Raw genomic sequence first — 22,627 nt, forward strand, 5'->3', positions numbered from 1 at the left:
GCGTACTAGAAATGGGCAGGTTTGCAAACTACTATTGTTGAATTTAATAATAGTAATAATTTAGTATTAGGGCTTTAGATTTTTACCATTCATTTATGAAAATTCGCGACGCAAATCGAGAGTGGAATCCTTGCCTAAACTTTCATAGTGCTCATCAAGAAAAGCTTTCGCTGACGCGCGACCAATATCACGCAAATGGGTTAAAAACGCCCATTCAGAATTTATTTTACTGGACGCTGATAGCGGGTTAATTTGTTCAGTGGCTTCGATACGGTGCACGAGTACTTCTGTGTAACGCTCTCTATCGAGCTTTCCCTCCTGTAGTTGACGGGTTACAAAGTCAATAGCTCGCAGCTCTCTGAGCAAAGAGGAATTAAATGAGATCTCATTAATGCGATTTTGTATCTCCTGCGCACTTCTCGGGGTCTCGGCGCGCTCAACTGGATTAATTTGTACGATGACAATATCTTTGGACTTGGTGGTTTGAAACAAGGGATACAAAGGTGGATTACCAACATAACCGCCGTCCCAATAGGGTACGCCATCAATTTCAACGGCTTGAAAATAGGAGGGCAGACACGCTGAGGCTAGCAGCATATCTGCGGTCAGCTCTTCACGGTTAAATATTTTTATTTTACCCGTATGTACGTTGGTTGCTGCCACGAATAACTGTAACATACTGCACGCTCTGACTTTGTCAAAGTCAATGGTAGAGTCGACTAAATCAAGCAGGGGATTAATGTTTAGCGGATTGGTGTTGTAAGGGGAGGCCACTCGAGTAAATAGATCGTACATAAGGTAAGTCGGTGAGTTGTCCAAATCCCATTTACCTGTCAAGATATCTAAAGGGCTGCGTTTAATAGGACTGAGCCTACCCATATAAGCCACTTGGCGCCAAAACGTCTCAAGCGATTCGCGCGCGCCATCTGCGCCGCCCTCCATATAGCCTTGTGCTAATACTGCTGCATTCATAGCACCGGCGCTCGTGCCTGAAATACCTTCTACACTAACCCGGCCATCTTCCATAAGATAATCAAGCACGCCCCATGTAAAGGCACCGTGCGAACCGCCGCCCTGTAAGGCTAAATTGATTGACTTTTTTTTAACCATAATCTCTTTACTCTTCTTTAAATTGATCCTTGGGTTTACTTACCTTTATCGATAGATAAAATTGAACCGAGAGATAAAAATGACCAATAATTTATCGTTGCGCTTTGGCATGTCTTAAGCTGGCTTATAACTATCACGTAAGCTTACAATTTGATTAAAGACGGGCTTATCAGTCGTATGATCCTCACTATCTGTTATAAAGTAGCCTTCACGCTCAAACTGAAAGCGAGTACCCGCCTCCGCTTCGGCAAGTGACGGCTCAACTACCGCATCAAGCACCGTTAGTGAATTAGGGTTAAGCGCGTCGTGGACATCGCTGACACTACTGGGGTCTTCTACGCTAAATAACTGCTCATATAAACGTACGGTTGCAGGTACGCCTCGGCTTGCTGACACCCAATGGATGACGCCTTTGACTTTGCGTCCTTCAGGGTTTTTACCCAAGGTCGTAGGATCAATAGTGGCTTTGAGCTCAACAACGTTGCCACTCTCATCAGTAATATGCTCAGTAACCGCTAGCACATAGGTATTGCGCAGACGAATCTCAGGTTTCTCTGGTGATAAGCGCTTATAACCTGCTGGCGGCTCTATCTCATAATCGCCTTGATCGATATAAAGGGTTTTGGTAAAAGGAATTTCACGCGCGCCCATATCGACGTTTGGATGCTTAGGCTGCGTAAGCCAAAGGGTTTGCGTGTCTGCGTCCCAGCGAGCTTCAACGCTATCCGCCTTTTGCGTCTCCCATTGACTTAATACTTCATCAAAGTTAGTAATCGTCACTTTAAGTGGTTTGAGCACTGCCATACCGCGCGCGGTGGTATCATCAAGCGATTGACGAATGCTAAACTCCAGTAGGCGCATATCAGTGACCCCGTCGGCTTTTGATACTCCAACGCGTTCGCTAAAGTCACGTAAGCCTTCTGGCGTATAGCCGCGGCGACGCATGCCAGCGATAGTGGGCATACGTGGATCGTCCCAGCCCTCAACGATACCTTCATCGACTAATTGCTTCAGCTTACGCTTACTGGTCAAAGTATGGTCGACGTTTAAGCGACTAAACTCGTACTGATGCGGCGGCTTATCAAAGCCGATCTTATCGACCACCCAATCATAAAAGGGGCGATGATCTTCGAATTCTAGTGTACACAATGAGTGGGTAATGCCTTCGATAGCATCTGACAACGGATGGGCAAAATCATACATTGGATAGATGCACCATTTATCACCAGTCTGATGATGCTCTTGATGCATAACTCGATAAATAATAGGATCGCGCATATTCATATTTGGACTGGTCATATCAATCTTGGCACGCAAAACAGCTTCGCCGTCTTGATACTTACCGTCTTTCATATCCATAAAACGCTTTAGGTTGTCCTCCACGCTCGCCTCGCGCTGCGGTGATGGCGTACCTGGCTCATTAAACGAGCCTCGGTTATCGCGAATCTGCTCGGGGGTTTGCAGATCAACATAAGCATCGCCCTGCTCAATGAGCTGCACCGCCCATGCATAAAGTTGATCAAAATAACTAGACGCATGCAGCGCCTCACCTGCCCATTCAAAACCCAGCCACTGCACGTCGTTCTTTATATTATCAATGTAGTCTTGCTTTTCAGCGGTTGGATTGGTGTCGTCATAACGCAGATGACACAGACCATCAAACTCTTCAGCCACGCCAAAATTTAGGCAGATAGATTTAACATGACCTAAATGCAAGTAACCATTGGGCTCTGGCGGAAAACGGGTAACGATTTGCTCGTACTTTTGCGCTTTAATATCGCTGCGTATGATGTTACGAATAAAGTCGTTTTTTGGCTCGTCTTTTTGTATGGTGCTCTTTGCGTGCTCACTCATGTAGCGTTGCTCCTAAGCGATGTATATAGTAGATATAATTTAGAATTGAAATACAGCATCTAAAGGTTGTTATAAAAAAGAATGGCGTTATTCTATCAGCTTTTACAAAGCCATTAACAGCCTGATACATGACATATGACAAAAAAGCCGTTAGACTGGCATCTAAACTGGCGTCTGAATTAGGATTGCCTCTTAGAACCACAAGGAATATCTATGCATGCCGTCAAAACATTCGGGTTTGCCAGCTTATTTGCGCCTTTATTTATACTAGGTTGTACCAGTACTAATAATACGATCCCTACGGACAATCAGCCCAATTCACTTTCCAATGTAAACACTCAGGAGAACACAATGAGCAACATGCCAGTAGTACAGTTAGAGACTTCAATGGGTAATATCACTATTGAACTCAACGAAGAAAAAGCGCCAAAAACGGTCGAAAACTTCTTAAACTATGTAAAATCAGGTCATTATGAAGGTACGATTTTTCATCGCGTCATTGATGGCTTTATGATTCAAGGCGGCGGTATGGACGCTGAGATGAATGAGAAAAAAACCAATGCCCCGATTGAAAACGAAGCGGACAACGATCTAAAAAATGATAAAGGCACGATCGCCATGGCGCGTACCCAAGATCCACATTCAGCGACTAGCCAGTTTTTTATTAACGTTAAAGACAACGACTTTTTAAATCACAGCGGTAAAAATGCACAAGGCTGGGGCTATACCGTCTTTGGTAAAGTCACTAGCGGTATGGATGTCATTGAAAAAATGCGCGGCGTACCAACGGGTCGTTTCGGTATGCATGCTGATGTACCAAAAGAGCCGATCACTATTCAATCAGCGAAAATTGTATCTCAGTAAATGATGTATTGCTTAATTAGGATATCGATAAATGCAAACTTTTAATCATCTGATAACGACCCGTCCTCATGAGGTACGGCAAGTATTGATTAGCGATTTGCATTTATCACCTGAGGAGCCTGCCCTAGTGCAGGCTTTTTTGGCACTGCTTGATGACTGCTTAGCATTGCCTGCGCTCAAACGCCTGTTTATCTTGGGCGACTGGTTTGAGGTTTGGGTTGGTGATGATACGTATTTGTCGTTATCAGATGACGAACTTTCAGTGCATTGGCTCACGCCGTTGATAGCCAAACTTAAAAAACTACGCATAGCTGGCTGTGAGATTTTAGTGATGCACGGTAATCGTGATTTTCTGCTCGGTCAGCCCTTTTGTAATTTGTTTGGCGGTGAGCTTATTTATGAGCCTTATACGCTGCTGATCGGCGCACAAACGTATCGACTTGAGCATGGCGATGCGCTGTGTATCGATGATAAAAAATATCAGCTGTTTCGCAAAGTGATGCGTAATCGCTTTACCAAATGGTATCTATTAAATAAGTCACTTGAAAAACGCCTCATTATCGCCGATAACATGCGCAAAAAAAGTCAGCAAAGCAACGCCAATAAAGCCACTCATATTATGGATGTTAATAAGGATGCGGTAGATAAGGTTCTTTATGATAATGACGCTTTATTACACGGTCATACTCATCGACCTGATATCCATCAAACTACCGATAATAAAATACGCTATGTGCTTGGTGATTGGCGGCTACTAGATAGCGATACGCGCCAGCCCAAAGTTAATGCTGTCATTGGCGCGGTTGTAGAAGAAAATGTAAATAATGATGATGAGTTTAGATTAGTTGAGTTTCAATACTTGGTGAGATAGTTATTTATAGAGTGCTTTCTACACACCATTGAACTTTGATAATTTGGGCAGACGGTGGGTTACGCTATCGCTAACCCACCCTACAATATATATGTCACATTAACTCTAAAACCCTTAATCCATCAATTTAAAAAAGTGCTGACGATAGTGTTTGAGCTCACGAATAGAGTCGCGAATATCATCAAGTGCTAAATGACTACCACCTTTTTCAAAGTTCTTTAAAATATCAGGACGCCAGCGAAAGCACAGCTCTTTGATCGATGAGACATCTAAATTACGATAATGAAAAAAGCGCTCAAGCTCTGGCATTTGCCGGGCTAAAAAGCGCCGATCTTGGCATATAGAATTGCCGCACATTGGTGACTTACCACTATCCACCCATTTGTTTAAAAAGGCAATGGTTTGCGCTTCTGCCTCTGCCAGTGTCGTTGTACTACGGCGCACACGATCGACCAATCCTGACTGTCCGTGCTGCTTGGTATTCCAATCATCCATTTTATTTAAGGTTTGATCCGATACTTTGATCGCAAATACTGGCCCTTCCGCTAATACGTTTAAGTCCTCATCAGTCACCACCGTTGCGATCTCGATAATCTCATCATTTAGCGTATCAAGTCCGGTCATCTCAAGGTCAATCCATACCAGCCCTTTTTTACCTTGGTTCTTAATTCTGATCTTATTGGGATGATCATCGGTGCTCATATATTGTCCTATAGTTAAATTTCAAAAATTGCTTGCATGCTACTTATAACGTTACAAAACCACTGCTTAGCATTGGCGCTTTAGGCTGTATGTTAGCAAATTTTCACGCTACACTTAGAGATATTTTTTGATAGGCAGCACTTATGGCACTGATTCGACAACGCAAACTGACCAAACAACAAATCCGTCGCATTGATAAGCAACAACTTGATAGCCAAGACAGCCTCGATGATAGCTTGATGGATGGCGTGGTCATGGCGCATTACGGTAAGCAGTTAGAGGTACAGGTCACAAGCTTACCTGCTATTATTCCTATGCAGCCTGAGATTGGCCCTGATGACCCTGAGCCGTTTTGGCAGGAATTAGCGCTTGGCGATATCTGGCGCTGTCACGTGCGTACCAATCTGCCTATGCTCGCGACTGGCGATCAAGTACGCTGGAGCGCTGATCCTAATACCGGCTTTGGACGTATCGAATCAGTAAAGCCGCGTACTTCTTTAGTGTCTCGCCCCGATCGCTATCATAAGCTCAAACCTGTGGCTGCTAACGTTGATATCCTAGCCATCGTCTTTGCGCCGCTGCCTGCAGCAGCGCCCTCCCTGATTGACCGTTATTTGGTAGTCTGTCACCACGCAGGCGTGCAGCCACTATTGGTACTCAATAAAGCGGATTTATTGGCCAAAAGTGACGATGCAAATACTAATGAGCTGCTGACACAATACGCTGCGCTGGGTTATGAGAGCGTACTGACCTCAGTTGATTGTCCTGAAAATATCGCTGGTAGCGATGAGCAGCAAGGACTTAGTGAGCTCAAAAATTATATTGATAAAAAGTTGGTCATCTTCGCGGGACAATCAGGTGTCGGTAAAAGCAGTCTGATCAATGCGCTATTGCCTGAGTCCGCTCAAAGCGTCAATATCATCTCGGAGAACTCACAGCTGGGTCAGCACACCACGACGACCAGCCGTTTGCTACCTTTTGATCCTGATGACCTCAACCAAGGCGGCATTGTTGATACCCCAGGAATACGCGAGTACGGCATTTGGCATCTGACTCCTGAGGACATTATCTCAGGGTTTATTGAGCTTGCACCCCTATCTGGTTATTGCCAGTTTCGTGACTGCAAACATACCCATAATAGCAAAGGCTGTGCTTTGTGGCAGGCCGTAGCTGACGGTAAGGTACTACAGCGCCGAGTTGAAAACTTAGTGACGCTACAAGCAGAGGCCGATACCAAGCCCTATTAAGCTTCGCCTTGCTTGTGCTTAGTTATCATACGTTTACTATCAATGAACGAGTGGGTATAATAGCGCCTTGTTCATGCTTATCATATTAATGATTAAGTCTGATAGAACATCATCTTTGGAGGTATGCTTTGGATCGTGCATTTGAATTTATGGGCAACCACCCGTTCTTATTCGGTATTTTAGCTGTGCTAGCGATATTGTTTTTCACTATTGAAAACAAACGCAGTGGCAGAAAAATATCGCCCAATACGCTTGGTATGATGGTCAACTCTCAAAACGCGCAATTGATTGATATTCGTCCCAAAAAGAAGTTTGCTACTGGCTATATTCAAGGTAGTCGTAATATACCTTTTACTGAGCTCAAAGATCGCTTAGAAGAGATACGGGCGATTGAGCATCCAGTTATTATCGTCTGTGACATTGGTGTGCAAGCTGGCGCAGCGGTACAAATGATCGCTAAAGAAAATGTTTATCGTTTAGAAGGCGGCATTGGCGGCTGGCAAGGTGCTGGTATGCCATTAGTCGGTATAAAAGACGCTCAACCGAAAAAAGATAAAACCAAACCTAAACTGAGCAAGTAAAGATTAGAATTTAAAAGACATCATTTTTAATGGTGTCTTTTTGTTTTTGATGATGTTTTAAGTACAAAGAAATTATAGTTATTGTGATTACCATAAAAAGTAAGACATAAAAGCCAAGCCCTTATAAATTATCGATACGACTGGCTTGAATTTATAGCACCTATCCCCACTTTATAATGAGCGCAGCTAAATACAAACTTGTTAGTAACATATAGCAGCAGTTTTTATAATATAACTCCATAAAAAACACTATACTTTAACCGTTTATTTATAACTTAATTAAGGATACTTTATGACCACCTCTGTAAAAGTTTATACTACGCCTATTTGCCCTTATTGCTCAAACGCTAAAAAACTATTAGACAATAAAGGCGTTAATTATGAAGAGATTGGCATGCATGATATGAGTAGCGATGAGCGCCGTGCCTTGATGCAAAAAACCAATAACTATCGCACCGTACCACAAATCTTTATCGGTGATGATTTTATTGGCGGCTTTGATGAGCTCAATCAGATGAATCAGCAAGGTAAGCTTGACGAGCTATTAGCAGGTTAATCTGTTATCTTGTTAAAGGTTTATTTATAATGAACTTGGTTGACCACAGCCTAGGTTTAATTTTAACCGTTTATGCTAAGTTACGCTTTATCAGTTTATGAAATAAGCTGCAAACTAAGTGACATTGTACTGTATTAATTATTTGAGGAGTAATCATGGCTGAAGAACAAGCACAACCCCAATTAGCACTAGAGCGCATCTATGTAAAAGACATGTCGCTTGAAGTACCGGGTGCTAGCGTTTTTACCAAAGAGTGGAACCCTGAGCTGGACATCAATCTATCAAGCAATGCTGAAAAGCTTGATGATGATCATTATCAAGTGGTCCTAACGGTCAGCGTGACTGCTAAAAATGCTGAAGAAGCGGCTTTCATTGCTGAGGTGCATCAAGCGGGTATCTTTTTACTAAAAAACATACCTGAAGATCAAATTGGACAGATTCTAGGCGCTTATTGTCCTAATGTGTTATTCCCATATGCGCGTGAAGTCATAAGTGACATCGTAACTCGTGGTAGCTTCCCGCAGCTGCTACTCGCTCCAGTAAACTTTGATCAAGCTTATGCGCAAAGCCAACAACAAGCGCAGGTCGATGCCCAAGGTCAAGCATAAACAGCTAAACAGCATACTTTTATAAACCTGTACATTTATATATTATAGTTTTTAAAATTATAATATATAAATAAAAACCCGACCAACAATACTATTGTTGGTCGGGTTTTTTATGCGGTCTGACTTATTACGCTTTACCAGGTATTAACCTTTTAAGGCGGACAGGATTTTCTGCTTGACCTCATCAATGGGCTGCGTACCATCAAACTTGTCATATTTAGGCGCATCACCGCCTTTAGCAGCTTTGTCCTGATAATAACCTACTAGTGCTGAAGTCTGCTCTTGATAAGTCGCTAGGCGATCACGAATAGTAGACTCTTTATCATCTTTACGCTGAATAAGAGCCTCACCAGTTACGTCGTCAATGCCTTCTTGCTTAGGCGGATTGTGTTCGATATGATACACCCGGCCTGAACCTGGATGCTGGCGACGACCTGATAGACGTTTGACGATTTCATCGTCAGGAACGCTAATTTCAATAACATGGTCAATAGATACATCAGCTTCAGCAAGTGCCTGCGCCTGAGGAATGGTACGCGGAAAACCATCAAGGATACAACCGTTAGCACAGTCAGGCTTACTGATGCGCTCTTTTACTAGATTGATAATCAAGTCATCAGAGACCAAACCACCTGCATTCATGACGCCTTCAGCTTGTCGGCCAAGCTCGCTGCCCTCTTTAATGGCTGAGCGGAGCATATCGCCTGTTGAGATTTGTGGAATATCATATTGTTGTGAGATGAACTGAGCTTGCGTGCCTTTACCAGCACCAGGTGGACCTAGCAAAATTATACGCATCATGATACGACTCTCCTTAATAGACATATGTTTGGATGATAAAACTTAGGGATTGGTTTGTAGCAAGGCTTACCTTACCTTGTGGGTTTACAAAGCTCAAGTATTTTTAGTACCGAGGCAGTAGATTGCAATAATTCATTACTTTAGGTTATATCACTAGGACTTAAAAGCGAGCGCTGCAAGCATACGGTTACAGCGCCTATTTTACTATTAATTTACGACAAGCTCTAAGTATTATAGAACTTGCTATTATGGGACTTGTTGATTAATCTCAACATTAACTTGATTTTGGTCAATATTAATAACTACAGGGTTACCTGATAAGTCTCCTGATTCAGCTCCTGCATTACCGCTATGACTGATACGAGCGATCACTGCAAGCTGTACATTATCAGCGCGAGCAGAGGCTATAGTACGCTCAGGCATCATAGCGTCAAGATCACTCAAGCTAACCGTAGCTTTGCCTTGTTGGATTATACTAATGGGCAGACGTTTAGCTGCAAATGGCGGCCCACCATTGACATCACGAATAGCGACGAATAAGGTATCATCGCCTTTTATCAAAGGCAGTAAGCTTGGATTAACAGTGATATCAACGTCAATACCTTGCGACGCCTGCTGTTGCTGTGAGGTAACATTAGCAGTCAGCTCATCCAAGCTAGCCAGTGCATGACTATGATCACCAGGTTTGGCTGCGATGCTGGTCCGCAAACGCTCAATCCAGCTTTGTGCCTCCGCAAAGTTGCCAGCACGAGATTCTCCCATTACCATTAGCATTTGCGCCCCTTCATGCTGCGGGTTCTTCGCTAACACATCCTGCAAGACGCGGCGGCTAGCAGGATCGAGCTGACCGTTGTTAGCAAAGAAACTAATTTGCGCATAAGTGGTGGCTATCTCTTCATTGTCAGGCGATAAGCGGTAAGCACGTGACAAAGCTTCTAACGCTGACTCATTAGACTCAAGCGATAAGAACAGCTCTGATAAGCGCATCCAGCGGTTAGGATCATCGGCATGACTATGGACATTGGCTTGCATAGCCGTGATCAGCTGACGACCGTCATCTTCAATCGCCCACGCTGGTGGGCCATCAATCTTCCCAGTCAGCAGATCATCGGCGACTTGACCTACTTTATCCTGCCCTGCCCAAAATTCAAACACTGGCGTACGATCACCAATTAATAGATAAGCCAACGCCGTTAGCACCGGTACCCAAAAAGCGATAATAAGACGGCTTTTAATCCCCGGAGGAATCATCTGTGAGGTTTGATGCTGAGCGCTTAGCAATTGACGCTCAAGCTCAAGCTTTTGATTTTGATAGTGATTATCGTCGATGACTCCGCTATCCTTATCGGTTTTAAGCTCCGCTAGACGTTCACGGAAGACGCTTACATTGATATCTAATAATTGATTATCAACAGGTTTAGCGCGCAGCTGCTTGGCGCGCAGCCACGGTGTAATGACAATGAGGGCAAGAATTAGGGTAATCAGCAAGCTTAAAGAGATGAACAAGCTAACAGTGGAGAATAAAGTCATTTTCTGTCCTCTGGGCTTATGGTGTCACGATTATTGCGATCCGTATCATCATTATTGTCAGCACGCGACAATAGGCGATCAAGCTCCGCTTTTTCAGCTGGAGTCAAAGCTTGAGCGCTACTGCTTGTAGCCATGCTACCTTGTCCTTTAGCAGCAAGTTGGCGACGTTTACTTTGCCAAAACCAACCGGTAATTAAAAAGATCAGCAGCAAAGGCGGGAAAAACCATAATATCCACGTTGAGGGCCGTACCGGCGGTTTATAACTGATAAAATCACCATAGCGCTCTTGCATAAAAGCGCGAATCTCAGCATCACTACGGCCGTCTTTGACCATGTCATAAGTCTTCTGCTTTAAATCCTGAGCAATAGGCGCATCAGATCCTGCTAAGTTCTGGTTCTGACACTTAGGACAACGCAGCTCTTCAATAAGACCACGGTACTGCGCCTCTTGGCGCGGTGAATCAAAGTCGTAAACATCAATCGCGGCATAAACTGTGATACTTAGCAAACAAGCTAACATTAGACTTATAAGCTTTGAGACTATGCTCATGTTTACTAGGTTCTTATTCATTGGCATGCCTCCTGAATCTGGCTAGGATCTGGACTCTCATTACTGCCACTAGCGTCATTAAATAAGGTTAAGCAAGGTTTGATGCGCGCTTGCCAATTAGCCTCATTAACCTCACCTATGATGTGCTGACGAATTATCCCATCACTATCAACCAAAAAGGTTTCAGGGGCACCCGTCAATCCTAAATCAAGCGCAAATTGGCCTGATAAGTCCTGCACAGACATCGAAAAAGGATCACCGCCCTCATTTAGATATCTAAACGCATTGCCAATTTCATCCTTATAATTAACTCCAACGATATTGACACCGCGCGACTCTAACTCCATTAAAAAAGGATGCTCAACGATGCATGTTGGACACCAAGAACCCCAGACGTTCATTAAAAATGGTTCGTCAGGTAAATTATCATTGGTAATCATCCGCGTTGTATCTGATAATAAGGGCAGCTCAAAGGTAGGTACCGGACGCTCAAGTGCCGTGTTAGGTACAATATCAGTCGGCTTACCTAAGCGCATAAATAGTATGACAATTAAACCAACAAAAACCAGAAGCGGAATCAAAAACCAAATCTTAATCTGACTCTTTTTCATCGTTTGGTTATCAGAACGGTTATTCGTTGCACTCATATCACTTCTCCCGCTGCAAAGCTAATGGGGTCATCGTATTATTTGTCGTATTCGCAGGAACATCATGCAGCACTTTAACTTTTTTCATGCGATAGCGTCTGTCAAATATACTCAGTACACTACCCAAAGTCATAATAATGGCGCCAAGCCAAATCCAGCGGATCAGAGGTTTAACATAAATACGTACCGCCCATTTGTTACTGCCGTCAGCTATTGGTTCACCAAGTGCGACATATAGGTCACGCATGAGGCTAGCATCAATAGCTGCCTCAGTCATCGGCATCATACTAACAATATAGGTACGTTTTTCAGGATATAAGGTGGCAACTTCGCGACCATCTTTACTGACATCTACTTGCGCCTGAATAGCATCGAAGTTACTGCCTTTAACTTCTTTAAAATCATTTACCTGAAAATCATAGCCTTGTACATTGATCGTATCACCAACACCTAAAGCCACGTCAGTTTCAATACTTAAACTACTGGTAAAAGCCACACCAATAGCGGCAATAATGACACCGATATGAGCGGTCTGCATACCCCAATAGTGCAAGCGCAGTCTGCGTAGACCGTTCAATAAGCTAGGAGCATTCTTAGTCTTATCTTTGATATCGACAATCATCCACGCTAGTACCCAAAAGCTGACCAATAAAGTCACGCCGATGTTGAACATTGATGAAGGATTAACAAAATAAGTAACGATCGCCGCTAATACCAAGCTACTGGCCGCAATGACCATACCAACGCCTAATAGCGGACGCGTGTCTTTTTTCCAGCGGATGTTCGATCCCATACCCATAGCGATGAGCAGCAGCCACGTCAGTGGTACAAAGAGAGCATTAAAGTATGGAGGACCTACAGATACCTGACCCAAACTAAAGGCGTCAGCGATAATAGGATAAAGCGTGCCCAGCAGTACTACTAAGGTTGATATAAGAATAATAACGTTATTAATGACTAAAAATGATTCGCGTGAAACCAGCTGATATTGACTTTCAACGGTCAAGCGCCAACCGCGAAAAGCGAACATCAACAAGCCGCCGCCCACGATAATACCTAAAATCACTAGAATGACGAGTCCGCGCGTTGGATCAGCGGCAAAAGAATGCACTGAGGTAATCACCCCAGAGCGCACCAAAAAAGTACCAAGTAAGCTGAGCGCAAAAGCGAAAATCGCTAGCATGATGGTCCACGCTTTAAAAACACCGCGTTTTTCGGTGGCGGCCAAAGAATGCAGCAGTGCGATACCAGCAAGCCAAGGCATCAATGAAGCGTTCTCTACTGGATCCCAGAACCACCAGCCGCCCCAGCCAAGCTCGTAATAAGCCCACCAAGACCCAAGCGCGATACCTGTGGTCAAAAAACCCCAAGCCGCAAGAGCCCACGGACGTGACCAGCGCGTCCATACCGCATCCAAACGCCCCTCCCATAGTGCCGCCATACAAAAAGCAAACGGCACTACCATACCCACATAACCCATATACAGCATAGGCGGATGAATAATTAACCCAAAATCTTGCAATAAAGGGTTTAGGTCAGCGCCATCAACGATTAGGTTTGGTAGGGTACGATCAAAAGGCGACGAGGTAAAAATCAACATCGATAGCATCATAAGCTGCACGCCAGCTAAGATGACCAAAACCCGCGCCCGCATAGACAGAGGTAAACCACGGCTAAAGTACGATACCAAGGCACACCAAGTGGCCATGATCGTCATCCATAGCAGCAAGGATCCTTCATGTCCGCCCCATGTAGCCGACAATTTATAATACCAAGGCAACAAAGTATTAGAATGCTGCGCAACGTAGACAAGACTAAAATCATTATAATAAAAGCCTGCCATGAGCGAGCCAAACGATATGATCATCGCTACAAATTGCGTCCAAGCCAAGCTTGGTGCTAAACGCTGCCATACTACTCTATTATGCATGACCCCAACGGTTGGCAATACTACCTGCAAAATCGCCAAAATAAAGGCGGCTAGCAAGGCCAAATAACCCAGTTCTGTGATTAACATACCATCTAACCTTGTTTGTCTTAATCCAGTCATAGCTTCATACTTACTTTTCATAGTGAGCTACGGCAGATTAAGCATGTTATTCGTTTAAAAACACCCCGCGTTTGCTGGAGTCTTTATTTATAGGTTTACTATAATAATGAGTTCACAATTACATGCATTCGCTACTGCTAAACTATGTAATTATTGCTAATGATTTACTAGATTTTATTGACTAACTAATAGTGTTTACTAATTAATAAGAACGCGACTTTTAATAATGCTGGGTCAGTTGATGTTAGATTATCGTTTATTCCTTACCATATAAGCATTATATAGGGGCTACGCAATGGTCGAACAAGCTCATAACTGAGCCTAGACAGTCCACAAAAACGTCCATAGGCTTTATTGCATCGCCGGAAAAAACACTAAAACCAGATGTAACCAACCTGCTAAGAACCCAGTCAATCCGCCTAATACGATCAGCGTCATCTCATCTTCACGAAACGCAGGACGTAATAAGTTTTGAAACTCATAAGGCGATAGAGCTCGAATGCGATCACGAAAGAGACCAAATATTTTGCTGGCACGGCTCTCATTAAGCTCAGGATCACGCAGTGGTATCATAGTAGCGCTAATCGATTTATCAATAATCGTGTTTTTCATCTGTCCATATTCGCGGCGACCTAGTCCCATTCGTAGGGTCGTTCTCACCACCGGCGACTCTAACACCTGATAAAGGTGTGACTTCATCATCTCACGCGTTTGTGCGGCTCGGGCGCCGTACATCATCTCGTTCATAATGTTTTCCAAAGTGACCAAATCATTGACTACGATCTGAGCAAAAACCTCTGATACTTCCTCTTGACGCTTCATAAAGCCGCCTTGGAATCGAAACTGCGCCTTGTGCGGTAGTTGCAATTTGACAAAGGGAAAACTACTACAACGATCAAAAAACTTTATATATGGGATAAAGTGCGGCTCTACTGGATTAAATACCATCCAGATTGCAATCCAGTTGGTAAGCAGACCCCAAATAGCAGCGAAAAAAGGCACGGTCCAGTGCTGCGGTACTACCAAAAAGATAAACATTTGAATGACACCGAACACCAAACCAATCAGCGCACTGATATGCCAGATAAAATCAATTTCTTGTTGTCCGACTTTCAAGAACATATTGACCATCAAGCGCCGGTCACTTTCCATCTTGTTGACAATCATCTGGCGCATATCGACCAGATCTTCAACATGGTAAGTCAAATCAGTTACTAATGATTGCATAATCTCTGGTAGATCTTGATGCGCTTGCGTGTAAATACGCCGTTTTACGGCATAAGGCAGACCACTCCATAGCGCACCTGAATGCTCAAGCATAATCTCATCAATGAGTGATTCGATATTTTTATCCACCGTATCGGTAATAAAGGCGGCCATTTGCTCAGGTTCCATCGCTTGTACGAATTCATCAAGCGAGCCAAGCTTTGAGAGCGTTTGATCAACGATAACCCCCGATATTTTGCCCGCTTTACGTGGCACAATACCTTGCCAGCCGATACCTGGCAGACCAAAAAAGGGAAATCTAGGAATACGAATACCCCAGAACTTAATCGGATAAAACAGCATTTTTAGTGCCATCCACACGTGCAGCCATGTGACAAACGCCGTCACAGGCGGAATAGTCATCATGGCAAAAAATTCTGGATGTTCAGCAAGCGTTTGCCATATTGAGGTTGCAAACATGACTCTTGGTGCCCCTGACATAGCGATTATCGTTAATCTATTGTCATTTTTATTACAGTTAAAAAACGCTCAATAAAAAGAGCGCTTCAACGACCAGCCAATTCTAAATAAATACCCTAAAAATAAACCAGTCAATTTTAGCATACTTGCTATTTATTAGCACTTGTAGACCCTATACAAGTTGTGACTATAAGTGACAGCATTCTATATCTAACGCTTCGTTTTAATAACCAATAATATTTATTTTTGCTATTGAAAACTATGGCTCGTTATCTGCTTAGCCTAACACAGAGTCTACTGAGACAAACCAGCGTAAAATGAGTGGGCAAGTCCAGCGTAACTGTCTTAGTTCTGTTATAATTTATTATTCGTGTTAACGCTTATTCACCTCATTACTTTCTTTTTTTATTACTGCGCTTATTGCTCTCCACGGTTTATTGGTACTAACTTTACATGAAAACACCGCTTACCTCAGATACTGAACAAATCAACCGTATTTTTATGCACCGTATTATTATTCTCGGTTTACTGATTTTTTTGGGTCTGAGTGTTTTATTGCTGCGCTATGGTTATTTGCAGGTATATGCTCACGACAAATACAAAACGCAGGCAGATAACAACCGTATTAAACTGATATCAGCGCCGCCTAGCCGCGGTTATATCTACGATCGTAACGGCATATTGCTTGCTGATAATCAGCCCGTGTTTACTGCTATGCTAAGTCCTGATGAAGTAGAGAACCCTGAGCGCACTTTAAGCCTGCTTGCACCTATTTTTGAGCTGACAGATACTGAAATTACTGACATCTTAGCGCGCTTGAGTAAGAGTAAAAATGATCCGGTGACTATCAAAATAGATCTGACAGATACGCAGCTAGCACAGTTTAGTGAACGCAAACCTTTTTTTCGTGGGGTCACCATTCAAAGTAAGTTGACGCGTGCCTACCCCTATGATGAGTTGTTCGCGCACGTGATCGGTTATGTGGGGCGTATCAATGATAAAGAGACCAAACGCATTGATAAAGATCGCTATGCTGGTACTGATCTGATTGGCAAGATCGGTATTGAAGATTTTTATGAAGACATTTTATTGGGGCAGCCCGGCTATCAATCGGTCGAAACCGATGCCCATGGCAATATTCTACGCCAATTAGATACCAAGCCACCTATCGCTGGTAATGATATTACCTTAAGTTTAGATTATGGTCTGCAAACTATCGCGCAGCAGCAACTAGATGGTAGGCGCGGTGCTATCGTCGCGATAGACCCCAAGAACGGTGACGTGCTGGCATTCGTCAGTAACCCAAGCTATGACCCTAACCCCTTTATCTCTGGTATCTCTTTTAGAGACTACGGCGATCTGCGTGAGGACATTGACCAGCCTCTATATAATCGGGCGCTGCAAGGTATGTACCCACCCGGTTCAACCATAAAACCCTTTGAAGGTTTGGGCGGTATTCACTATGGTTTGCGCGATTGGAATACGACCATCTATGATCCCGGTTATTTTAGTTTGCCCGGTGACTCACATCGTTTTCGAGATTGGAAACGTGGTGGTCATGGCACCGTCGATCTAAAAAAATCTATCGTCATGTCTGTTGATACTTATTATTATAAATTAGCATATGAGATGGGTATTCAGCGTCTACATGATTGGATGGTACGCTTCGGTTTTGGCGAGGAGACAGGCATTGATTTGCCTAACGAAAAATCTGGCATCATGCCCTCTCCAAAATGGAAAAAAGAGACCTATGATAGAAGCTGGCTCCCCGGTGAGACCATTTCTGTCAGTATTGGTCAAGGTTACTTTTTAGCGACACCGCTACAGATTGCAAACGCTACTGCTATGACAGCCAATAAGGGTAATCACATTACCCCGCATTTGTTAAAAAGCAGTGATGGTGCAGCCATAGTCAACGTGATTACCAAGCCTGATGGCAAAATAGAATACAATGGCAAGCCTTCTGACTGGACACGCATGCATGATGCGATGGAGAGCGTGATTGAGAGCGGTACTGGCCGCGGCATCTACACCTCGCGCTATCGTATCGCTGGCAAGACTGGTACCGCACAGGTTAAATCCATCGCTCAAGGTAAAAGTTATAACAAAGCAGCTCTTGATAAGCGGCATTGGGATCATGCTTGGTTCAATGGTTTTGCACCCGTCGAAGACCCGCAAATTGCGCTTGCTATATTAGTCGAAAATGGCGGCGGTGGTAGTGCTGTTGCTGCCCCTATTGGACGTGCGCTGTTTGATTACTGGGTGCTGCAGCGCAAAAATGATCCTATCTTGCCGCCCACAGCTGATGAGCTCAAAGCCATTAAGCAACAAAAGGCGCAAGCTAAAGCGCAACGCGATGCTATAAGGGATCGAGAAGAAGCGCTCAAAGAACAAGCAGAAACTGCAGCCGAAACTGATCCTGCTGCCGAAGCAATATAAGTAAGTTATCTGTATTTTATAAAAAATTGAGCTTAATAAACTATTCTCATTATGAGAAAACTATTTTTATGAAAAAAACATCAAACAAGTCAAAAGCTAAACCAGTGCCAATAAGTAGCGTACGCATCATTGGCGGTCAATTCAAACGCCGTAGTATTGCCTTTATTGACGCCGATGGGCTGCGTCCGACACCTGATCGTCTGCGCGAGACTTTGTTTAATTGGCTACTTGCTGATATTCATAACGCCCGCGTGCTTGACAGCTGCGCGGGTAGCGGGGTTCTTGGTTTTGAAGCCTTGTCTCGCGGCGCGGCACACTGCACCTTTATCGAAATCAATAACGTGCAAAGTAAGCTGCTGGCTCAAAGCGCTGAACAATTACAGATTGAGAGCAATGACTATCAGATTATTGGCGGCGCCGCTGAACAAGTATTAAATCAAAAAGGCGGTTTTGAGCAGCCGTTTGATATTGTTTTCATTGACCCGCCTTATGCCCAAAACTTGTGGCAGCCTATTTTGAGCGCCTTAATTAATAATCATTTAATCACGGCTGATACCTTAATCTATTTAGAATCTGATAAAGATCTAAGCGAGCGATTAGATGACTTAACAGCTAGACTTAATGAAAAGGTCAAGACTCAAAATTTAACCCGTTTTGAGTGCCTTAAACAGACCAAAGTAGGGCAAGTTGTCGCTGGACTTTATCGCTTGACATCGTCATAATCAACTATCCCTATCAAAAGCGCCAAAAACTGCTAAATATAGTCATTTAATGAGCAGCAAGCTAAAATAAACCCTAATGCCGCTTGCAAGCTTAGGCGCTACTGCTTATAATGTGCAGTCTGTTTTTTGAGAGCCCCGTTCCCAGCTAAACTCTCAATAAATTCTAATTTAAGGTTTTATCATGAAAACACTTAGTGCAAAACCAGCTGAAGTGACCCATGACTGGTACGTTGTCGATGCTGACGGCAAAACCCTTGGTCGCCTAGCCACTCAAATTGCTATTCGCTTACGTGGCAAGCATAAAACTTCTTATACACCGCATGTTGATACTGGCGATTTTATCGTAGTTATCAATGCTGAAAAGATCGCGGTTACTGGTAAGAAAGCGCAAGATAAAAAATACTATCGTCACAGCGGATACCCTGGCGGTATTAAAGAAACCAACTTCACTAAGCTGATTGCACATAAGCCTGAAGATGTTCTACATAAAGCAGTTAAGGGTATGCTTCCAAAAGGCCCTCTTGGCTATGCCATGATCAAAAAGCTAAAGCTATATGCCGGAGAAGAACATCCACATACTGCACAGCAACCCAAAGAACTAGACATCTAAGGATAAACTTATGGAACGCAATTACGGAACTGGTCGCCGCAAGACGTCTACCGCTCGTGTTTTCTTATCAAGAGGCACTGGCAGTATCGTTGTCAACGGCAAACCACTTGACGAATATTTCAGCCGTGAAACCTCACGTATGGTTGTACGTCAGCCACTAGAGCTATTGGATTCTACTGAATCTTATGATCTATATATTACTGTCGCAGGCGGCGGTATTAGTGGTCAAGCGGGCGCTATTCGCCATGGTATCACGCGTGCACTTATCGAAGCAGACGAGACACTAAAACCTGCTCTAAAAGCAGCTGGCTTTGTGACTCGTGATCCACGTAAAGTTGAGCGTAAGAAATTGGGTCTACGTAAAGCACGTAAACGCCCACAATTCTCAAAACGCTAATCTTCGAAAATCAATCAAAGCTTTTGTTTATAGGTTTGCATTTACTGTCTTCGTCGCAAAGACCTACTATCTGCAAATAATATAAACATAGCTTTGCAAAACCTTATAAGTTGGTCACAGCTTGTAAGGTTTTTTTATGTCTGTTTACTGGTAAACTATATTTACTTAGTTGTAAATTAGGATCATTAATGATCCAACTTTGGTTGTATTTACTATCTTATAAAGCGATGCGAGCTACCCTATCATAATAGCAAATTTTCATACTGAGTCTTAAAACCATAGCTAATGCTATAAAGGGATATTATGAAAGCGCCTGAACAATTTGATCCTAGTAAGCCCTCATCCACGCCTGATAAAGTATCTGGTGCGTTGAAACAAGGCAAGCTAAATAAATCGCCTGCTATTGCACCTGGTACTCCTACCATTAAGCAGACGCACAAACAAACCGTACAGGCAGATAAAAAGCCTTTTGAATGGCAGTTTTTACTACCCAAATATTGGGGCATCTGGCTGCTGATGGGTCTGCTCCTTTTGCTGATTTATTTGCCACTACGTTGGCAGTTTTGGCTGGGTCGTAAACTGGGCATTTTTATTTATAAGATTGCAGGTTCACGGCGGCGCGACACCCTTATTAATTTAAAACTAGCCTTTCCACAAAAGCCAGAAGCTGAACGTGAGCTTATAGCCAACCAAGTCTTTGTTAATCAAGGCATTGGCGTGTTTGAGACTTTGTGCGCTTGGTTTCGTCCCAATCTATTTACCCGTACTGTGTCGATATCTGGGCTACAGCATCTAATTAATGCTCAAAATGAAGGGCGCGCCGTTATTTTACTAGGAGCTCACTATACGCTGCTTGACTTAGGCGGTAGGTTTTGTACGCAGTTTTTTGCAGCAGACTGCATGTATCGCCCGCAAAACAATCCTTTGCTTGACTGGTTTATTTATAACGGACGCACTCATATCTTTGGCAAACAAATCTCTAGCCGTGATATGCGTAGTCTGGTTGAATCTATTAACGAGGGACACGTGATTTGGTACTCACCCGATCAAGACTACGGTCTCAAACAAGGCGTTATGGCACCTTTCTTTGGCGTGCCGGCTGCAACAATTACTATGCCTAGGCGTCTAGCCAAACTTGGTAATAAAGCCAAACCGCCTGCGGTAATGGCTTTGCATACTTATCGGCAAACACCAGATAATTTACCTAGAGGTAAGCGTCCGCATTACCATCTGACTATCACTGCTACGCTTGACAACTACCCTAGCAAAGATGAGGTCGCAGATGCCACTCGCGTTAATGAAATACTAGAAGGGCTGATTCGCATTGATCCGTCCCAGTGGATGTGGTTTCATAGACGCTTTAAAAATGGTCCTAATGGTCGTACCGATATTTATAAATAGATAGGAGCGTAGCAAAAAACTTAAGCAAATTTGTTATACTCTGTTGCTAATAGCTGCTTCGTGCCTAAATATAGTTAGGTCAATGTAAAAGAGATATGGCATAGTGAGACTGGAATGCTTATATCTTAATATGTAGGTTACGTAGTATCGAAACAGCTTAGATACAGCACATAAGTAAAGTTTATTTCAGTCTCGCGTCATAATCTTATGCATCCATTTAATTTAGCATCAATTACAATAAGCTACCGCTTTTAAAGAATTAATTAATCAAAAATAATATAACGGATCTCTTATGAGCGCTAATAAAATTGCCAACAGTCAAAATTCTGATATCAAAAAATCTAGTGAAACTAAGCGAATTTTAACCGGCATCAAACCCACTGGCATTCCGCATTTGGGCAACTATGTCGGTGCCATTCGTCCTGCGATTGAATCTATACAAAATAGCGACCATGAAGCGTTTTTCTTTTTGGCAGACTACCACGGTATTATCGGCTGCTATGATCCAGCTATCATTCATGAATCAACTAAAGCTATTGCCGCCACTTGGATTGCGTGCGGGCTTGATCCTGAACGCGTGACTTTTTATCGGCAGTCGGATGTGCCAGAGATTCCAGAATTAGCTTGGATACTTAATTGTTCTTGCGCTAAAGGTTTGATGAATCGCGCCCATGCTTACAAGGCTGCAGTTGACGTTAACATGGAGAAAAGCGACGTTGATCCTGATCAAGGTATTACTATGGGGCTATTTGGTTATCCGGTACTGATGGCAGCCGATATTTTGATGTTTAATGCAACCCACGTTCCTGTCGGACGCGATCAAGTACAGCATATAGAGATGGCACGCGATATGGCAGGTACCTTCAATCATAGATACAAACCGCTATTTACCCTACCCAATGCCGTCGTGGATGATGAAATACCGCTATTGACAGGTCTTGATGGGCGCAAAATGAGCAAAAGCTATAGCAACACCATTCCGCTATTTGGTGAACCTAATCCGCAAGTTAGTCCTGAAAAACAGATGCACAAAGCCATCATGAAAATCGTCACCAATTCACAGCTACCACAAGAACCCAAAAACCCTGACGACTCTGCGATATTTGAGATTTACAAAGCCTTTGCAACACCAGAGGAGATCGCTGACATGCGTGCTCAGTACGCCGCTGGTATTGGCTGGGGTGATGCCAAACAAGCATTGTATAATAAGATTAATAACGAGATTGCCCCATTTCGCGCGCGCTATCAAGAACTAATGGCCAATCCAAAAGAGCTAGAAGAGATTTTACAAATGGGCGCAGACAAAGCTCGTCGTCATAGCCGCAAGCAGCTCGACAAAACTCGCCGCGCGATTGGTATTCGTCCACTAGCTAAGCTCAAATAAGTGCCAGCAATACCAG

Annotated in this window: 21 protein-coding genes; 12 read left to right on the forward strand and 9 right to left on the reverse strand. The window is 43.4% G+C overall.

Annotation, left to right across the window (positions count from 1 at the left end; genetic code table 11):
• Positions 1 to 93: 93 nt before the first annotated feature.
• Both ACR63N_RS10770 and ACR63N_RS10775 read right to left on the reverse strand, forming a co-directional pair.
• A complete protein-coding gene (locus ACR63N_RS10770) occupies positions 94 to 1,110 on the reverse strand; it encodes a patatin-like phospholipase family protein (protein WP_472782011.1) in 1,017 nt (338 codons plus the stop codon).
• 114 nt (positions 1,111 to 1,224) lie between these two features.
• The gene (locus tag ACR63N_RS10775; protein WP_367106816.1) at positions 1,225 to 2,964 is read right to left on the reverse strand and encodes a glutamine--tRNA ligase/YqeY domain fusion protein; all 1,740 of its coding nucleotides are present in this window, start codon (positions 2,962 to 2,964) and stop codon (positions 1,225 to 1,227) included.
• 351 nt (positions 2,965 to 3,315) lie between these two features.
• Between ACR63N_RS10775 and ACR63N_RS10780 the strand changes: the two genes are divergently transcribed.
• Both ACR63N_RS10780 and ACR63N_RS10785 read left to right on the forward strand, forming a co-directional pair.
• The gene (locus tag ACR63N_RS10780) at positions 3,316 to 3,828 is read left to right on the forward strand and encodes a peptidylprolyl isomerase (protein WP_367104172.1); all 513 of its coding nucleotides are present in this window, start codon (positions 3,316 to 3,318) and stop codon (positions 3,826 to 3,828) included.
• Positions 3,829 to 3,859: 31 nt separating this feature from the next.
• Complete coding sequence (locus ACR63N_RS10785) at positions 3,860 to 4,699, forward strand: UDP-2,3-diacylglucosamine diphosphatase (RefSeq protein WP_367103906.1); 840 nt, start codon at positions 3,860 to 3,862, stop codon at positions 4,697 to 4,699.
• A 114-nt stretch (positions 4,700 to 4,813) separates the two neighbouring features.
• On the opposite strand, the gene orn is transcribed toward ACR63N_RS10785, so the two are convergent.
• Positions 4,814 to 5,401: an oligoribonuclease gene (gene orn, locus ACR63N_RS10790; RefSeq protein WP_367103905.1), complete on the reverse strand. Its 588-nt coding sequence runs from the start codon at positions 5,399 to 5,401 to the stop codon at positions 4,814 to 4,816.
• A gap of 143 nt (positions 5,402 to 5,544) precedes the next feature.
• Between orn and rsgA the strand changes: the two genes are divergently transcribed.
• The 4 genes from rsgA (at position 5,545) to secB (ending at position 8,393) form a co-directional block, all read left to right on the forward strand.
• On the forward strand, positions 5,545 to 6,648 hold the full coding sequence (gene rsgA, locus ACR63N_RS10795; protein WP_367103904.1) for a ribosome small subunit-dependent GTPase A: 1,104 nt from the start codon (positions 5,545 to 5,547) through the stop codon (positions 6,646 to 6,648).
• 128 nt (positions 6,649 to 6,776) lie between these two features.
• Positions 6,777 to 7,229, forward strand: a complete 453-nt coding sequence (locus ACR63N_RS10800) for a rhodanese-like domain-containing protein (RefSeq protein WP_367103903.1) — start codon at positions 6,777 to 6,779, stop codon at positions 7,227 to 7,229.
• 292 nt (positions 7,230 to 7,521) lie between these two features.
• Complete coding sequence (gene grxC / locus ACR63N_RS10805) at positions 7,522 to 7,785, forward strand: glutaredoxin 3 (protein WP_367103902.1); 264 nt, start codon at positions 7,522 to 7,524, stop codon at positions 7,783 to 7,785.
• Positions 7,786 to 7,937: 152 nt separating this feature from the next.
• Positions 7,938 to 8,393, forward strand: a complete 456-nt coding sequence (secB, locus tag ACR63N_RS10810; RefSeq protein WP_367104171.1) for a protein-export chaperone SecB — start codon at positions 7,938 to 7,940, stop codon at positions 8,391 to 8,393.
• Between the two features lie 144 nt (positions 8,394 to 8,537).
• Here the strand turns inward: secB and adk are convergent, their stop codons facing one another.
• From adk to ACR63N_RS10840, 6 genes are all read right to left on the reverse strand, one after another.
• Positions 8,538 to 9,191 (reverse strand): adenylate kinase, encoded by a 654-nt coding sequence (gene adk, locus ACR63N_RS10815; RefSeq protein WP_367104170.1) that lies wholly within the window; start codon positions 9,189 to 9,191, stop codon positions 8,538 to 8,540.
• A gap of 249 nt (positions 9,192 to 9,440) precedes the next feature.
• Positions 9,441 to 10,724, reverse strand: a complete 1,284-nt coding sequence (gene ccmI, locus ACR63N_RS10820; protein ID WP_367103901.1) for a c-type cytochrome biogenesis protein CcmI — start codon at positions 10,722 to 10,724, stop codon at positions 9,441 to 9,443.
• Entirely contained in the window at positions 10,721 to 11,296 is a 576-nt protein-coding gene (locus ACR63N_RS10825; RefSeq protein WP_472782012.1) for a cytochrome c-type biogenesis protein, read from the reverse strand. Before ACR63N_RS10825 ends, ccmI begins: the two co-directional genes overlap by 4 nt.
• Complete coding sequence (locus tag ACR63N_RS10830; RefSeq protein WP_367103900.1) at positions 11,293 to 11,922, reverse strand: DsbE family thiol:disulfide interchange protein; 630 nt, start codon at positions 11,920 to 11,922, stop codon at positions 11,293 to 11,295. Before ACR63N_RS10830 ends, ACR63N_RS10825 begins: the two co-directional genes overlap by 4 nt.
• Position 11,923: 1 nt before the next feature.
• Positions 11,924 to 13,939 (reverse strand): heme lyase CcmF/NrfE family subunit, encoded by a 2,016-nt coding sequence (locus tag ACR63N_RS10835; protein ID WP_472782013.1) that lies wholly within the window; start codon positions 13,937 to 13,939, stop codon positions 11,924 to 11,926.
• Positions 13,940 to 14,323: 384 nt separating this feature from the next.
• Complete coding sequence (locus ACR63N_RS10840) at positions 14,324 to 15,658, reverse strand: DUF445 domain-containing protein (RefSeq protein ID WP_367104168.1); 1,335 nt, start codon at positions 15,656 to 15,658, stop codon at positions 14,324 to 14,326.
• A gap of 453 nt (positions 15,659 to 16,111) precedes the next feature.
• On the opposite strand from ACR63N_RS10840, the gene mrdA reads away from it, so the two are divergent.
• The 6 genes from mrdA to trpS all read left to right on the forward strand — a co-directional run bounded on the left by mrdA (position 16,112) and on the right by trpS (position 22,611).
• Positions 16,112 to 18,097: a penicillin-binding protein 2 gene (mrdA, locus tag ACR63N_RS10845; RefSeq protein WP_472782014.1), complete on the forward strand. Its 1,986-nt coding sequence runs from the start codon at positions 16,112 to 16,114 to the stop codon at positions 18,095 to 18,097.
• A gap of 68 nt (positions 18,098 to 18,165) precedes the next feature.
• A complete protein-coding gene (rsmD, locus tag ACR63N_RS10850) occupies positions 18,166 to 18,819 on the forward strand; it encodes a 16S rRNA (guanine(966)-N(2))-methyltransferase RsmD (protein ID WP_367106812.1) in 654 nt (217 codons plus the stop codon).
• A 181-nt stretch (positions 18,820 to 19,000) separates the two neighbouring features.
• Positions 19,001 to 19,429 carry a 50S ribosomal protein L13 gene (gene rplM / locus ACR63N_RS10855; protein WP_367106811.1) on the forward strand — a complete coding sequence of 143 codons (429 nt, stop codon included), beginning with the start codon at positions 19,001 to 19,003 and terminating at the stop codon, positions 19,427 to 19,429.
• 10 nt (positions 19,430 to 19,439) lie between these two features.
• A complete protein-coding gene (gene rpsI / locus ACR63N_RS10860; protein ID WP_367103895.1) occupies positions 19,440 to 19,826 on the forward strand; it encodes a 30S ribosomal protein S9 in 387 nt (128 codons plus the stop codon).
• 303 nt (positions 19,827 to 20,129) lie between these two features.
• The gene (locus ACR63N_RS10865; RefSeq protein WP_367106810.1) at positions 20,130 to 21,227 is read left to right on the forward strand and encodes an LpxL/LpxP family acyltransferase; all 1,098 of its coding nucleotides are present in this window, start codon (positions 20,130 to 20,132) and stop codon (positions 21,225 to 21,227) included.
• A gap of 292 nt (positions 21,228 to 21,519) precedes the next feature.
• A complete protein-coding gene (trpS, locus tag ACR63N_RS10870) occupies positions 21,520 to 22,611 on the forward strand; it encodes a tryptophan--tRNA ligase (RefSeq protein ID WP_367103893.1) in 1,092 nt (363 codons plus the stop codon).
• Positions 22,612 to 22,627: the final 16 nt, after the last annotated feature.

This window comes from Psychrobacter sp. M4 (assembly GCF_055699795.1).

What these genes read in the sequence shown, in the direction of transcription:
- ACR63N_RS10770 (WP_472782011.1), bottom strand. Translation starts at nt 1,110, where the DNA reads ATGGTTAAAAAAAAGTCAATCAATTTAGCCTTACAGGGCGGCGGTTCG.
- ACR63N_RS10775 (WP_367106816.1), bottom strand. Translation starts at nt 2,964, where the DNA reads ATGAGTGAGCACGCAAAGAGCACCATACAAAAAGACGAGCCAAAAAAC.
- ACR63N_RS10780 (WP_367104172.1), top strand. Translation starts at nt 3,316, where the DNA reads ATGAGCAACATGCCAGTAGTACAGTTAGAGACTTCAATGGGTAATATC.
- ACR63N_RS10785 (WP_367103906.1), top strand. Translation starts at nt 3,860, where the DNA reads ATGCAAACTTTTAATCATCTGATAACGACCCGTCCTCATGAGGTACGG.
- orn (WP_367103905.1), bottom strand. Translation starts at nt 5,401, where the DNA reads ATGAGCACCGATGATCATCCCAATAAGATCAGAATTAAGAACCAAGGT.
- rsgA (WP_367103904.1), top strand. Translation starts at nt 5,545, where the DNA reads ATGGCACTGATTCGACAACGCAAACTGACCAAACAACAAATCCGTCGC.
- grxC (WP_367103902.1), top strand. Translation starts at nt 7,522, where the DNA reads ATGACCACCTCTGTAAAAGTTTATACTACGCCTATTTGCCCTTATTGC.
- adk (WP_367104170.1), bottom strand. Translation starts at nt 9,191, where the DNA reads ATGCGTATAATTTTGCTAGGTCCACCTGGTGCTGGTAAAGGCACGCAA.
- ccmI (WP_367103901.1), bottom strand. Translation starts at nt 10,724, where the DNA reads ATGACTTTATTCTCCACTGTTAGCTTGTTCATCTCTTTAAGCTTGCTG.
- ACR63N_RS10825 (WP_472782012.1), bottom strand. Translation starts at nt 11,296, where the DNA reads ATGAATAAGAACCTAGTAAACATGAGCATAGTCTCAAAGCTTATAAGT.
- ACR63N_RS10830 (WP_367103900.1), bottom strand. Translation starts at nt 11,922, where the DNA reads ATGAGTGCAACGAATAACCGTTCTGATAACCAAACGATGAAAAAGAGT.
- ACR63N_RS10835 (WP_472782013.1), bottom strand. Translation starts at nt 13,939, where the DNA reads ATGTTAATCACAGAACTGGGTTATTTGGCCTTGCTAGCCGCCTTTATT.
- ACR63N_RS10840 (WP_367104168.1), bottom strand. Translation starts at nt 15,658, where the DNA reads ATGTTTGCAACCTCAATATGGCAAACGCTTGCTGAACATCCAGAATTT.
- mrdA (WP_472782014.1), top strand. Translation starts at nt 16,112, where the DNA reads ATGAAAACACCGCTTACCTCAGATACTGAACAAATCAACCGTATTTTT.
- rsmD (WP_367106812.1), top strand. Translation starts at nt 18,166, where the DNA reads ATGAAAAAAACATCAAACAAGTCAAAAGCTAAACCAGTGCCAATAAGT.
- rplM (WP_367106811.1), top strand. Translation starts at nt 19,001, where the DNA reads ATGAAAACACTTAGTGCAAAACCAGCTGAAGTGACCCATGACTGGTAC.
- rpsI (WP_367103895.1), top strand. Translation starts at nt 19,440, where the DNA reads ATGGAACGCAATTACGGAACTGGTCGCCGCAAGACGTCTACCGCTCGT.
- ACR63N_RS10865 (WP_367106810.1), top strand. Translation starts at nt 20,130, where the DNA reads ATGAAAGCGCCTGAACAATTTGATCCTAGTAAGCCCTCATCCACGCCT.
- trpS (WP_367103893.1), top strand. Translation starts at nt 21,520, where the DNA reads ATGAGCGCTAATAAAATTGCCAACAGTCAAAATTCTGATATCAAAAAA.